Source organism: Shewanella sediminis HAW-EB3, from assembly GCF_000018025.1.
GTDB classification, from domain to species: Bacteria; Pseudomonadota; Gammaproteobacteria; order Enterobacterales; family Shewanellaceae; genus Shewanella; species Shewanella sediminis.
In genome coordinates, this window is sequence record NC_009831.1 from 2,304,349 (window position 1) to 2,317,463 (window position 13,115).

General features: G+C 45.9%; 13 protein-coding genes. 9 read left to right on the forward strand and 4 right to left on the reverse strand.

Annotation, left to right across the window (positions count from 1 at the left end; genetic code table 11):
• Genes SSED_RS09945 through SSED_RS23990 form a run of 3 tightly spaced genes read left to right on the forward strand, consistent with a single transcriptional unit; the run spans position 1 to position 1,202 of the window.
• Positions 1–453 carry a nitrate reductase cytochrome c-type subunit gene (locus tag SSED_RS09945; protein ID WP_012142260.1) on the forward strand — a complete coding sequence of 151 codons (453 nt, stop codon included), beginning with the start codon at positions 1–3 and terminating at the stop codon, positions 451–453.
• A gap of 20 nt (positions 454–473) precedes the next feature.
• The gene (locus SSED_RS09950) at positions 474–1,064 is read left to right on the forward strand and encodes a NapC/NirT family cytochrome c (protein ID WP_012142261.1); all 591 of its coding nucleotides are present in this window, start codon (positions 474–476) and stop codon (positions 1,062–1,064) included.
• 9 nt (positions 1,065–1,073) lie between these two features.
• Entirely contained in the window at positions 1,074–1,202 is a 129-nt protein-coding gene (locus SSED_RS23990) for a TIGR02808 family protein (protein ID WP_012142262.1), read from the forward strand.
• A 132-nt stretch (positions 1,203–1,334) separates the two neighbouring features.
• Here the strand turns inward: SSED_RS23990 and SSED_RS09955 are convergent, their stop codons facing one another.
• Positions 1,335–2,267, reverse strand: coding sequence for a LysR family transcriptional regulator (locus SSED_RS09955; protein ID WP_012142263.1), 933 nt, complete (start codon positions 2,265–2,267; stop codon positions 1,335–1,337).
• 264 nt (positions 2,268–2,531) lie between these two features.
• Between SSED_RS09955 and SSED_RS09960 the strand changes: the two genes are divergently transcribed.
• Together SSED_RS09960 and SSED_RS09965 are read left to right on the forward strand one after the other, a co-directional pair.
• Positions 2,532–4,253, forward strand: a complete 1,722-nt coding sequence (locus tag SSED_RS09960) for an ABC transporter substrate-binding protein (protein ID WP_012142264.1) — start codon at positions 2,532–2,534, stop codon at positions 4,251–4,253.
• On the forward strand, positions 4,240–4,983 hold the full coding sequence (locus SSED_RS09965; protein ID WP_012142265.1) for a substrate-binding periplasmic protein: 744 nt from the start codon (positions 4,240–4,242) through the stop codon (positions 4,981–4,983). Before SSED_RS09960 ends, SSED_RS09965 begins: the two co-directional genes overlap by 14 nt.
• 129 nt (positions 4,984–5,112) lie before the next feature.
• On the opposite strand, the gene SSED_RS09970 is transcribed toward SSED_RS09965, so the two are convergent.
• A complete protein-coding gene (locus SSED_RS09970; RefSeq protein WP_012142266.1) occupies positions 5,113–6,114 on the reverse strand; it encodes a D-alanine--D-alanine ligase in 1,002 nt (333 codons plus the stop codon).
• Positions 6,115–6,346: 232 nt separating this feature from the next.
• On the opposite strand from SSED_RS09970, the gene SSED_RS09975 reads away from it, so the two are divergent.
• From SSED_RS09975 to SSED_RS09985, 3 genes are all read left to right on the forward strand, one after another.
• Positions 6,347–6,814: a MarR family transcriptional regulator gene (locus tag SSED_RS09975; protein WP_012142267.1), complete on the forward strand. Its 468-nt coding sequence runs from the start codon at positions 6,347–6,349 to the stop codon at positions 6,812–6,814.
• A 30-nt stretch (positions 6,815–6,844) separates the two neighbouring features.
• Positions 6,845–7,903 carry an HlyD family secretion protein gene (locus SSED_RS09980; RefSeq protein ID WP_012142268.1) on the forward strand — a complete coding sequence of 353 codons (1,059 nt, stop codon included), beginning with the start codon at positions 6,845–6,847 and terminating at the stop codon, positions 7,901–7,903.
• A gap of 216 nt (positions 7,904–8,119) precedes the next feature.
• Complete coding sequence (locus SSED_RS09985; protein WP_041421628.1) at positions 8,120–9,190, forward strand: DUF2955 domain-containing protein; 1,071 nt, start codon at positions 8,120–8,122, stop codon at positions 9,188–9,190.
• Positions 9,191–9,272: 82 nt separating this feature from the next.
• Here the strand turns inward: SSED_RS09985 and SSED_RS09990 are convergent, their stop codons facing one another.
• On the reverse strand, positions 9,273–9,941 hold the full coding sequence (locus SSED_RS09990) for a Crp/Fnr family transcriptional regulator (RefSeq protein WP_012142270.1): 669 nt from the start codon (positions 9,939–9,941) through the stop codon (positions 9,273–9,275).
• Positions 9,942–10,150: 209 nt separating this feature from the next.
• Here SSED_RS09990 and deoD point away from each other — a divergent pair, with 209 nt between their 5' ends.
• A complete protein-coding gene (gene deoD, locus SSED_RS09995) occupies positions 10,151–10,858 on the forward strand; it encodes a purine-nucleoside phosphorylase (RefSeq protein WP_012142271.1) in 708 nt (235 codons plus the stop codon).
• A gap of 156 nt (positions 10,859–11,014) precedes the next feature.
• Here the strand turns inward: deoD and ushA are convergent, their stop codons facing one another.
• Positions 11,015–12,721, reverse strand: a complete 1,707-nt coding sequence (gene ushA, locus SSED_RS10000) for a bifunctional UDP-sugar hydrolase/5'-nucleotidase UshA (RefSeq protein ID WP_012142272.1) — start codon at positions 12,719–12,721, stop codon at positions 11,015–11,017.
• Positions 12,722–13,115: the final 394 nt, after the last annotated feature.

The window sequence follows — 13,115 nt, forward strand, 5'->3', positions numbered from 1 at the left end:
ATGAAAAATTCAATTTTAATAACGTTGAGCATTACCTTAACTCTGATCAGTGGTTTTGCTGTCAGTGAGGAACGTGGCATCGGTGGCGTTGAGTCTTTACGCGGGAGTGCTGAGTTAGAAACGACAAGAGCCGCTGACCCTTTGAAAAGAGTACCCCGTGATCAGGTGGATATTGAAAGCAGTTATGTGTTTCAGCCACCACTGATCCCGCATCACATCAGAAGCTATGAAGTCTCTCTTAATGCTAATAAGTGTTTATCATGCCATGGCTGGAAAAATGCCAAGCAGATGGGGGCCACTAAAATCAGTGTGACTCACTTTACTAATCGAAACGATGAAGTGTTGGCTGATGTTTCCCCCAGAAGATACTTTTGCCTGCAGTGCCACGTGACACAATCAGATGCGAAACCGTTAGTGGGTAACACCTTCGAACGTGTTAAGTCACTGCAATAACAAAATAGGCAGGTAATAATATGAAATGGATTATTAACGCCTTAAAAGGCTTCTGGGGCATATTGAGGCGGCCGAGTAAAGCCGCCGTAGGTATCGTTCTATTTATGGGCTTTGCAGGTGGACTCATATTCTGGGGTGCATTTAACACAGGTATGGAAGCGACAAACACTGAAGAGTTTTGTTCTGGATGTCATGCGCCAATTGTGGCAGAAATTCAAGAAACTATTCACTACGCAAACCGCTCTGGTGTTCGTGCTATCTGTTCAGATTGTCACGTACCTCATGCTTGGACGGATAAAATCGTGCGTAAGGTTCAGGCTTCTAAAGAGCTGTTTGCCTATTTTGTTACTCAAACCATTAACACACCGGAGAAGTTCAAGGAGCGACGCGCTCATTTAGCCGAAAGGGAGTGGGCAAGAATGAAAAAGAACGACTCTTTAGAGTGTCGTAACTGTCATAACTTTGATTATATGGACTTCTCTGAGCAGAGCCCCCGTAGTGTTAGGCAGCACTCTACAGCGCTTGCCAGTGGTGAAAAGACCTGTGTGGATTGTCATAAAGGTATCGCACATAAACTGCCAGATATGCACAAAGTTGACGGTTGGCAATAAGGAGCCTATATGAGTACATTAGAGAATGTTATTTGGCATGTTCTTGGCTACAGCGCCATGCCTGTCATTATATTAGCGGGATTTGCTGTGGTTGCTGCGGCCTCTATTTGGATTCTCTCCAAAACATCAGATAAGTAAGCACTTATACCGATTGGTATAAAAATAAAAGAAGCAATAAACCTAAAAGCCTGACTTTAATATTAAAGTCAGGCTTTTTATTCGTAGCGCTTCACTGAACTTAGCGTTAGGTCATAATGTATGCCTAGCGCCCTAGACTGGATGGACTTGCTGCACCGATTCAATGATCATCTCTCTAAGCCAGCGATGGCTTGGATCTAGATCAAAATGTTTGTGCCAAAGTAGAACATAAGCACCGGGTACCAGTTTCAGGGGAATATCTAAGGTCGTCAGCGAAAATTGATGGCTCATCTGTGCGGCGTATTTTGCCGGGCAACAAAGCAGTAACTCACTATTTTCACATAGGTGCATGGCACTGTGAAAATCCGTTAAATTTACCGCAATATCTCGCTTTTGATGTTCCAGATTAAGTACATCATCGAGTAACCAATGCTCAAAACCACCAAAAGTAACCTGAAGGTGACGGTATTTGAGAAAGGTCTCTAAATTCCAGGGCTCATTCAGTAGGGGATGCTTACTACTGACCAGGCATACCGGATGATCACGCAGTAGCTCTACATAGTTAAGATCATCGGGAATATTATCCATGTGCAATAGCGAGCGTTTATCCCACTCCCGGCAGGCGATCCCCAGATCTATTTCGCAGCGAAGTAGCTTATCCATACTTTCGGTGTGCCAGGTTTGACTATCCATTTTAATACCGGGCGCTTGTTGCAATAGCGCTGGCATAAAATGCGGATAGGTTAACGAGTAAGCCGTTTCAACAATATTGAGCCTGAACTTTCTCTGGCTTAACTCAGGCTCAAACTCATCAGGTCGTGTTAATTGGGCGACTTGGTTGAGTACCTGTCGCAGATCCGGGGCCAGTAGCATCGCCTTAGGGGTGGGTCTCAAACCATAAGCCGTTCTTTCGAAGAGCGGGTCGTCGAAGGTGAGTCTCAATCTGGCGAGCTGTTTACTTACCGCCGATTGACTCAAATGAAGTCTGGCAGCCGCCGCGGTGACGCTTTGCTCCTCCAGCAGAACTTCAAGAACGCTTAGCAGGTTAAAGTCAAAATTTTTCAATCTGTTACCATTTTATAAACTTAAGCTGAATGTTCAGGAACCGTTGACCTTTCATTATTTGGAATCTATTGCCACTGAAAAAGGCCGATGAGAGGTGTAAATTTGTAGTCTGGTTATTTAGGATAAGCAGACACATTCCCATCATAGAGGGTTTATTGAGTGGGGGAAAGCCGTTAAATATTCTGCTTTGATTGACAGAAATATAACTGTTAATCCATAGTTATAAGGTTTGGTGTTAGTTTTAACAATCAGTGGAGTACGCGAGTGTCCGATATCCGACAGAATAAACTTTTCACTCTCCTGTTGCTGTCCATTGCATGGTTAAGCTTGGATGTGCACGCGCTGTTCGAGCCTCAGTTAAAGTCCGCAGAGTATTGGGTCACCAATGAGTTTCAACCATCAACCCTGACTCAAGCCGAGCAGATGCAGGAGATGAACTGGTTTGTCGAGGCCAGTAAGCCCTATTTCGGCTTACAGATCCGGGTGGTGTCGGAGCGAATAGCCACCCACGGGTATGAAGCCAGCGTACTTGCCAAAGCATTTTTTGAAATAACGGGTATTCATGTCGTCCATGAATTAACCGGTGAAGATGATGTCATCAATAAACTCTCGGCGCAGATCTTTACCCATCAAAATCTCTACGATGCCTACATCAACGACAGCGATCTGATTGGCACCCACTTTAGGTCCAACGCCGTCCTTCCCTTATCTGACTTTATGAAGAACGAGGGTGCGGCAGTCACTCTACCCACATTGGACCTGCAAGATTTTATCGGACTAAAATTCACCACAGGGCCCGATGGCAAGTTATATCAACTGCCGGATCAGCAGTTTGCTAACCTCTATTGGTATAGACACGATTGGTTTAACCGGGAAGATTTTAAGCAACGTTTTAGATTGCGATACGGTTATGAGCTTGGGGTTCCGCAGAACTGGCAAGCCTATGAAGATATCGCCGAGTTTTTCAGTGACGATGTTAAAGAGATAGAAGGGAAACGGATCTATGGGCATATGGATTACGCAAAAACAGATCCATCACTTGGCTGGAGAATGTCGGATGCCTGGCTCTCTATGGCGGGGGTGGGAGATAAGGGGTTACCTAATGGACTGCCGGTGGATGAGTGGGGGATCAGAGTCGAGCAGTGCCGTCCGGTAGGGGCGAGTGTCGAGCGAGGTGGCGCCTTAAATGGCCCAGCTTCCGTGTATGCGGTCGACAAATTTATCTATTGGCTACATCGTTTTGCGCCTGAGGAGTCTATCGAGCTTAACTTCACTCAGGCCGGAGAGTGGCCGGGTAAAGGGCTCATCGCCCAGCAGATATTTTGGTATACGGCATTTGTCGCCGATCTCACTAAGCCTGGCTTGCCGGTGATGAATCCCGATGGCACGCCGAAGTGGCGCGTCGCTCCTTCTCCGGTGGGGAAATATTGGCAAGATGGGATGAAGTCGGGTTATCAGGATACCGGTGCATGGACCTTGTTAAAAAATACCCCGTTAGAAAGACAGCAGGCTGCATGGCTCTATGCCCAATTTGTCGTATCTAAAACCGTATCACTTAAAAAAACCTTAGTGGGATTAACACCTATTCGCCTGTCAGATATTGAATCGGATGTGATGACGCAAAGAGCGCCTTATCTGGGGGGCTTGGTCGAATTCTATCGTAGTAGAGGCCGAGATGTATGGACGCCTACGGGAACCAATGTGCCCGACTATCCGGGTCTGGCAAATTACTGGTGGCACTATATTTCACAGATAATCGAGGGCAAGGTGACGGTACAAAAAGGGATGGATAACTTTGCTGCCGCCGTGGATAAACGACTGAAGCGTATTGGAAAAAGGGCTGATATGAAGTGCGCCCCCAAATTAAATCCAATCTCGAAGAGGGAGTTCTGGCTGAATGCTCCCGGGGCGCCTAAGCGCGAAATATCCGCGACTCAAGTGGGAAAGACACTTTCTTATGAGGAGGCGATCAATGTTTGGAAGTAGCGATTATGTGAGCCTCCAATGGCTGAGTGCTATAGGGTTGAGTTTATTAATCAGCTTGAGTGTGAGGGCCGAGACCATTGAGGTGTTAACCTATGAAGAGTCTCCATTCGCGGTGAAAGTAGGTAAAACTCATCACGGCTTATTAGTCGACATGCTTAAAGAGATGTTTTCACGAACCTCACTCGACTATAAACTCAGGTTTATTCCTTTGAAAAGGGCGATCGTCACTACAGAGCGAATGCCTGGTCACTGTGTGTTGCCGGTCGCCAGAAGTCAGGAACGAGAGGCCCACTTTCACTGGATAAGCCCGGTGTTAGTGTCAAGGTACGGGCTTTTCAGCCGCAGCAATCAAACTATTCCGCTGACCAGTTTAAGTGATGCAAAGCCCTATAAAATCGGCAGTTTTCTGGGCAGTGGTATCGGTGAGTATTTAACAGACTTAGGTTATGATGTGGAGTTGGCATCGGTCAGTGCACAAAATTTACGTAAGCTTAAACGAGCACGTATAGAGCTTTGGGCGGCAGAGCTTGTCAGCGCCCAGGAACAGATGCAGAAGCAGGCGATAAATTTTGGTGTGCCAGAACTGATTTTCTATACTTCTCTGCGCGCGATGGCGTGTAATAAAGAGATGCCGCGTGAACAAACTTTAGCGTTAGAAAATGCCCTTAAGTCTATGTATCGGGACGGCTATATGAGTCGCCTCTACCTCGAGTATGGAGTTAAAATTTAAATTTCTCTAGTTGTGTAAGAGGAATTGCGCCGGGTTGAATGGCTCAATGAACGCTTCTGGTTAATTGGCTTCCAATAGAGCTAAAAAAGCCAGACTCGGTCTGGCTTTTTTGTCTTAAAAATCGCTAGGCTAGATCAGTTGTGACTTAATATTTGAATATAAGTATTCTGTAAAATCATCACCATGATTTTGCAGCATCTTAGGGAACATCGAAATAGGTGTAAGTCCCGGGAAGGTATTAATTTCGTTGAGGAGAATTTCATTCTCATCGGTCAGAAAGAAGTCGATGCGGGAGAGATGGCTGAGTTTCATCCCCTTAAATACCTTAACGGCATATTCGCGGATCTCTCGGCTCAATTCATCACTGATATCGGCTTCGACCTTGGTCTCTGCCTGACTGTCTGCGGCATATTTCTCATCGAAGGTATAAAAGGTATTACTGGCACAGATGATTTCGCCCGGCTTAGTTGCAACGATCTCACCGTCCAGCTCATAGGCAGCGACTTCGAGCTCGCGAGCGTGAATGGTTTTTTCGACCACAACATAAGGCGAGTAGGAAAAGGCTTCCTTCAATGAGCTCGCCAGCTCATCGATGCTGTCGACACGATAACAACCCACAGATGAACCTTGAGAAGCAGCTTTGATAAACACAGAGCCCCAGGTCTCTAATGCCTGCTCAGTTTGAGATATCGCATCGTCATTAAATTCGTTAAGAAAGATATAGGGGGTGTTAGGAATGCCAAGTGCACTGAACCACATCTTAGCCGTGACCTTATTAAAACAGTTTCTGCTGGCTTCTGAATCACAGCCAAAATAGGGCAGGTTGATCAGTTCAAAATAGGATTGAATATCACCGGTTTCTCCGGGATAACCATGAATGCAAGGGATCACGTAATCAACGGGCCAGGGGCGCTTGCTTTCATCTTCGAATCTTATCTGCTTTCGGTTAGTCAGTTCGCAAATGTCGCCATCTTTGGTGTGATAATGGCCATCGGCATCCAGCTCAACCCGTAAAACATTAAACCCAGTAATGTCGGCGAGTGAAGTTTCAAAAAAGTTTGCCGATAGCAGGGAAATTGCGTGTTCATCTCCGCCACCACCACATAACAAAAGTAGATTCGTTTGGCTCATTGTATCTTCATCTCCGACATATAAACGTATTTGCAGGCTCACTATGGCTTAACCGATATTTATTGCAACCTCGAAGCGCTAACTTCGCATTTAAATGGCGAATAAACATCCCGAAATGAGGCTGCCGGGAGCCACGGCATTGGAACGAGTATCGGTTGGGTATACTCGGGCTATTTACTTAGCGTGCGAAGTAATATACAATGCTTAGCATGCTAACTAAATTGAGGCGTTTATGGTTGATGATATAAAAATTCTTAAGGAATTATCTCTTGCCGAGCAGTTGAGGCGGGTCGCTCGCTTATGGCGAAATGTAGCCGATAAGGAATTGGCTCCGTTAGGGCTCACTCATCCGCGGTGGACGGCACTGTGGAAATTGCAAAATCTCAATGACAACGTGAGTCAAAAGGCGTTGGCAAAAGCCCTGGAAATCGAACTGGCATCCTTGATGCGCACGCTAAGTCAATTAGAGGATCAAAACCTGATCGTTCGTTACAGCAGTGAAACAGATAAGCGTGTGCGAATTGTCAGCCTGACCGATGAAGGTAAGGCCATGATCACAAAGGTGGAAGCGCGTATTTTACAGATCCGCCGAGATTTGATGACTGGGATCAGTGAAGAGGAACTGAACCAATTTAAACGTACCGTCGAGCTTATTGCCCAAAACGCGTTAGCACAACTAAACGAAAGTGAACAAGACTAAATATTAGTGAAAAGTAGGGGGAGGAATTAGATGACACCAGATCAAAAATTTGCACGCTGGATAAAGATATCAATGTTACTTTTTGTGATGATATTTTCATATTTTATTTTAGCCGATTTTAACATGCCACTGACTCAACAGGCGATGGCAACCAGGGATGTGACTAAGGTTGCCCCTAGGATTAATGGGCCAATCGTCGCAATCAATGTTAAAAATAACCAAGTGGTAAGCAAAGGGGAGGTCCTGTTTTATATCGATTCGACCCCCTACCAACTTAACGTAGAGAAAGCGGCGTTAAACCTGGAGCAGACGCGAAAATCCAATGAAGAGCTGGATGCATCTTTGGCGGCTGCGGCGGCCGAGGTCAAGGCCAGCAGCATCATAGCGCTGCAGAAGCAGGCCGATGCCAAGCGGGTTAACTCTCTGTTCGATCGTAATGGCGTCTCACAGCAGCAAAAAGACAGCCTGGAAAGCGATGCGACGGCTGCGAAAGCGAACCTACTGGCAAGTAAAGCCCGCCTGAAAGAGTTAACGGTACGTCGTGGCGAACTCGATGAAAACAACGTGAATCTACGCGTCGCGTTGAATCAGCTTAAACAAGCAAAGTTAAACCTGTCTTACACTCAGGTCAGAGCCAAGCAAGATGGAACAGTGACCAATCTTCAGCTTCAGGCCGGAGCCTACGCCAGCGCCGGACAACCTCTGCTCGCGCTGGTCTCATCAAAGATAGATATCATCGCCGATTTTCGTGAGAAGAGTTCACGACGAGCATCCAATGGCAGTCGCGCTTTGGTCGCCTTTGACGGCGAACCTGGACAGTTATATACGGCCCTTATTTCGAGCATGGATGCGGGGGTGAGCGTGGGCCAGTTCGATGCCAATGGCCAACTGGCAACGCCGACAGAATCTAATCGATGGGTTCGTGATGCCCAGCGCATGCGTCTGCACCTTGATCTTGACGTTCCTTATCCCGACATCTTGCCATCGGGAGCCCAAGCCACGGTTCAGTTACTTCCTGATAATGCCGTCTTTTGTCTGCTTGCAAAAGTTCAAATTAACCTGCTGAGTTACCTGCACTATATCTACTAACATACTCATTGTTAATTCCATTTATTCGGTTATTAACCTCTGTTATTCGATAGCAGTCTATTCGAAGACCTTGGGTTAACTCACTCTGGCTACAGCGCATTATCGGCTCCAAATAGTCCATGACTCGTACTCTGATGCGCCTGGTTCAGGCTCTTTAGATAAAAAGGTCTCGATGGACTCATTTCTTTTATTTATCTATATTCTGGGAGAGAGATGATGAAATTATGGCATCACACGCTATCTGAAAATGACATTCGCCAATGTCTTCGTATTGCAACGGGAGCGGGCATCGGCTTCTTCCTGTGTAAATTCTTTAACTGGAATTACGGCGTTTATTTTACGGTAACCCCCATTTTACTCCTGGGTATGATACCTAAAATGACTGGCCACGCCGCCCGGCAGTGCCTGGCTTCGGCGCTTGTGTGCGGGCTGGAAGTGGGCATATTCGGTGGTTTCTTTGGCGGTCATCCGGTGCTGATGTCTATCATCGTCTTCTTGCTTTTTTTATATAAATTTGCCTGCATGTCCAAGGGGAGTCTGTTTCTATTTGGGGCTAACGGTGTGCTGACTTTAAGTATTATGCTGAACTTTGCCAGTTATCCCACCACTGACCTAAATGAGCTGATTTTCACTAATATCGGTGCGAGCATCTTAAGTGTGATGATCGCCTTCGCAATGACGGTACTTATTCCCAATATAGAAACCGACACAGGTGCCATAGCTGAGGATAAAACTAAAGCTCAACCTGAGCCACAACCTCTGCCTCAGCCCAAAAGCGGTAATCAGACTCGCCATGAAATGCTGATGGGAGCCACTATTGCAACCCTGTCGTTTCTCATGTTTCAGGTGTTTAACTTAAGTGATTCTATGTCCGCTCAAGCCACTAGCGTGCTCCTGCTATATCCTATGCATTGGAACGGGACGTTGGGATATGCAAAAAAGCGCGCCATGGGCACCATCTTAGGTGTGGTAGTAAGCATGATTGGTCTGCTTTTCCTCTACAACTGGTCGGGAGAGCTGGAATTAGTTTTACCGCTATTGTGGATAGGATTAATGTTATGTAGCTATACCCATGTCAAAGAGGGCGGCGGTTCCGGTGTCGGTTTCGGTGCACTTACCACATTGGCTATTCTGTTTGGCCAAAATCTGACACCGGAGAACGATTTCTTCTTCAGTGCGCTATATCGGATCAACAGTGTTTTATTTGCCATCGTCGTGACCCTGCTGGCGTGCTATCTCATCCATCGTCTGCTTAATAGCTTCGAAGTGACGCGGTATGGTCAATAGGAGGTACGAGTTGCGAGCTGCTAGCTTTGAGTCGCGAGCTAACTGTCAGATTTTCGTTAGTTCGTTATTGTAAGAATTTTGTCTATTTATTACTTTGGTTCATCGATAGAAAAGTGGTTAGCGCCTCAATATCTTTCACATGTAGTTGATTCTCAACCTTCTCTATAAGTGCCATATCGAGCAGTTGGTTCACAACCCGGCTATATACACGCTCTGAGCAGCCAAAACGTTCAGCTTCTTTGTAAACATGAGAAAAGCTGACTGCAGGCTTTGCACCGATAAAGCGTTGCTGAAAGTCCCATGCAATATTATAGATAAGTGGATGAAGAAAGCGGTTCATTGTCATCGTCATTCCGGCCTGATAACGGCTGGAAAGGGCCTGACTCATCCATATTCCAACACTTGGATCGACTTGAAGTATCTCGGTCATTAATTTCGCGGGCAAGACTTTTGTTTGAACAATTTCACTTGCTTTCACATTGAATTGGCATGGACTTGAGGTTAAGTATTCCACTTCGCCAAAAAGATGATGTTCGACGACGTTAAGCCCCAGATTATATATTCGTCCGTTGTTAGCCGTATAATCTATGGTGAACTTTCCTGACTCAACCCAAAAGAGTTCAAGGATCTCCTGTCCCTGATGAAGTAGATATTCGCAAGGGTAGAATACCTTAGTTTTAAGGGCGCGTAGCTCAATTTCCCGACAAAATATTTTAAAGCCTTGCTCTGCTAATGAGTTTATTGAATCCATCTATACCTCAACATTGCCCTTATCGACCTAACCCTATTATTTAATCATAGCTAAGCCAATTACACCCAGACAAATGTCCTGAGAACTGCATAACGTTATCGATAAGATAAAAATAATTTGGTCGAGATAACCCTCAGGTCTTCTGAGCAAGTCATCGATTTGATGCGTGATAACTCATAAATCCTAACTTTAAAAAAAGAGGTGTAACCGTGACTCCACATATTAATGCAAGCTTAAATGATATTGCAGAAATCGTACTCATGCCGGGCGATCCCCTGCGGGCTAAGTATATAGCAGAGAACTATTTAGAAGATGCCAGGCTAGTGAGCGATGTAAGAAACATGTTCGCTTTCACCGGCTTCTATAAAGGCGTTAGGATCAGTGTGATGGGCCATGGCATGGGGATCCCATCCGTCTCTATCTATGCTCATGAATTGATCCATGAATATGGCGCTAAGAAGCTTATCAGGGTAGGGAGCTGCGGTGGGGTGGCCGAAGATATTAACCTCAGGGATATTATTGTCGTTAATGCAGCTTCTACCGGTTCCGGGACCAATAGGGCAAGGTTTGCCGGTTATGATTACGCCTCGGTTCCCGATTTTGAGATGTTAAAAAACTGCTGGCAAACTGCCGACGAGCTCCAAACTAAAGTGAGAGTCGGTGGTATTTTTACTAACGACTTCTTTTATGGTGATCCAGATAATCTGCTTCCGGCTTTACAGAAAATGAATATTTTGGCGATGGACATGGAATCTGCGGCACTCTTTGCCATTGCTGCAGAGAGCCGTGTGCAGGCTCTGAGTATCATTACAGTCTCTGATCATGTCGTCAAAGGCGGTGAGATGAGTGTGCTTGAGAGGCAGACAACCTTCGATCAGATGATGGTATTGGCACTTGAAACGGCGATAAGGGATTGATTAACAACCATTAGTGCGCTTTTGGTTTCAAGCGCACTAATGGCATCGGTATTGCTCTGCATCCGATATTAAAAAAATGCCACCGTTGAAGGTGGCAAAGGGGTGGGTAGGACAAAAATACCATTCAGAGACATACCCTAAATGGCATAAGCACAGTTACTGTGAAATTTTACAACCTGTGACACTCTCGGAGTTTTGATAAACGATATCCCCCGGCACCGGGGCGAACTCGCCACTGGATATCGTCCCCCTGTCGGCGAGGAAGTCTTTCAGGGCTTTTTCATCTGTGATCCCCAGATCCACAGTAGAGAGTTTAGGGTAACTGTCGCCGCCAGAGGCGCTGTAGCTGGGTACAGTGAAGGTGTAGCTTGCATCATTACTAAACCCCTTACCGTTGATATCGCTGATATCGACCTGCTGCTCCTGACAATCTACAGTCATCTTGATGCCTGACAGTTGGGCATACCCGCCGGAGCCGACCTGTTTAGTGGCAACAACATTGAGATACTCTGTCACCTCCGCTCCCGTGAACTCGCTTAAGGTGATGGTATTGCCGAAGGGTTGTACGGTTAATACGTCCCGGTAGGTAATGTCACCCGCTTCGATAGAGGCACGAATACCGCCTGAATTCATAACCGCAAAATCGGCATTGACTAAGGAACTATTTGAGCGTGCGATAAGGTGACCAAGTTCTATCTGCCTGTCACTTTTTCCACGAGCCAAGGTATCCTGGGTGAAGGCAATCTTTTCATCGAGTTGTTCCTCCCCCTTCTCTTTGAAAGGCTTAAGGAAGGCTTTGACATATAGATCGGGCTTAATCTTATCGCCGACCAAAATCCGATCGCCGTTTTCGTCTTTTACTTTTAAATTTACCGGAATTAATTGGTAACTGGCCAGATGAAGTTTACCGCCATAGAATTCGAAATCTGCCTGCCCTACATACTTCCCCCACTCATAGGCTTGCATTATATGCGTGCCATTTTGCTGATCGGGAATACATTCATCTCCGGGTTGGAAGTTGGCATAGTCATTGGTGCCGGATTCCATGCACACAGGGTTTTGTGAGTGACCGCCAAAGACCGCTTGCAGTTGCCCCTCAGATAATGCTCTGGCAAGCGCGACATCGCCGGGAGCATTGCTGCCGCTTTGTCCATCGGCGTAATGTCCCATGTGTGTCGTTGCAAAAATAACGTCGGCAGCGTTGTCCTGCTCAATCTCAGCGATGACTTTCTTGATCTCATCTTTAGGATCGGTAAAGGTGAGATCGCCGACTATCTCCGGGTTACCTATAGTGGCGGTATCTTCCGTTGTAAGACCAATAACAGCCACTCTAAGCCCATTGATGTCGAAAATTTTATATGCATCGAAATAGCGAACCAGAGATTCATCTCCCTCTTCATTGACCTCTTTTTTATAAATATTCGCGGCGAGCCAAGGAAAATCAGACCATCTCCTTTGCTGCTCCACCACTGATAGCGAGTTGTCAAACTCATGATTACCTACAGCCATCGCATCGTAACCGATGAGATTCATACCTCGAAAATCCGGCTCAGCGTTTTGTAGATCAGACTCGGGAACCCCTGTATTGATATCTCCCCCAGAGAGCAAGATGGTTTCACCGCCATCTGAAGAGACCTGGTTGCGGATCTGTTCGACTAATGTCTTACGGGCGGCCATGCCATACTCGCCATGTTTGTTTTCCCAAAATCGCCCGTGATTATCATTAGTGTGGAGTACGGTAAACTTTATACAGTTATCTTCACCGCAGACCTCTTCTACGTCGGTGTTACCACTGTCATTACAACCGACTAGTGCTGCAAGAATGGCTGCCGATATCAGACTTTTTACTACTTTATGTTTCACTGTTGACCCCTTTATTATTCTCTTTAAATTGATGAAGTTTTTGTAAATGGTATTTAGAATATTGTGAGTTAAAAAACATTTGATTAACTCTGATGCTACTTTGTCCCTGGCATTATTTTCAGGACAATTGTCGGGGTTTGTGTGAAGTTTTGTTACGTCTGTGCGAAGGGAGAAACAGCGGAATTAACAGGGACATAAACTGAGGTATGAACCGTGATACTCTATTTACAGTCAGTTTTAGTCGCTGGATGTTTCGGTAGAGATCTGATTTAATGCATTGGACCTAAGCTTAAAGCGAATGCCCTCGAGCCGTTCGTTATCAGCTCATGCTCCCCAGAAGAAAAGCACTAATTGGAGTTAGACCTGTTTCACACTAAAACGCTCAAATCCTTGC

What these genes read in the sequence shown, in the direction of transcription:
- SSED_RS09945 (WP_012142260.1), top strand. Translation starts at nt 1, where the DNA reads ATGAAAAATTCAATTTTAATAACGTTGAGCATTACCTTAACTCTGATC.
- SSED_RS09950 (WP_012142261.1), top strand. Translation starts at nt 474, where the DNA reads ATGAAATGGATTATTAACGCCTTAAAAGGCTTCTGGGGCATATTGAGG.
- SSED_RS23990 (WP_012142262.1), top strand. Translation starts at nt 1,074, where the DNA reads ATGAGTACATTAGAGAATGTTATTTGGCATGTTCTTGGCTACAGCGCC.
- SSED_RS09965 (WP_012142265.1), top strand. Translation starts at nt 4,240, where the DNA reads ATGTTTGGAAGTAGCGATTATGTGAGCCTCCAATGGCTGAGTGCTATA.
- SSED_RS09970 (WP_012142266.1), bottom strand. Translation starts at nt 6,114, where the DNA reads ATGAGCCAAACGAATCTACTTTTGTTATGTGGTGGTGGCGGAGATGAA.
- SSED_RS09975 (WP_012142267.1), top strand. Translation starts at nt 6,347, where the DNA reads ATGGTTGATGATATAAAAATTCTTAAGGAATTATCTCTTGCCGAGCAG.
- SSED_RS09980 (WP_012142268.1), top strand. Translation starts at nt 6,845, where the DNA reads ATGACACCAGATCAAAAATTTGCACGCTGGATAAAGATATCAATGTTA.
- SSED_RS09985 (WP_041421628.1), top strand. Translation starts at nt 8,120, where the DNA reads ATGAAATTATGGCATCACACGCTATCTGAAAATGACATTCGCCAATGT.
- SSED_RS09990 (WP_012142270.1), bottom strand. Translation starts at nt 9,941, where the DNA reads ATGGATTCAATAAACTCATTAGCAGAGCAAGGCTTTAAAATATTTTGT.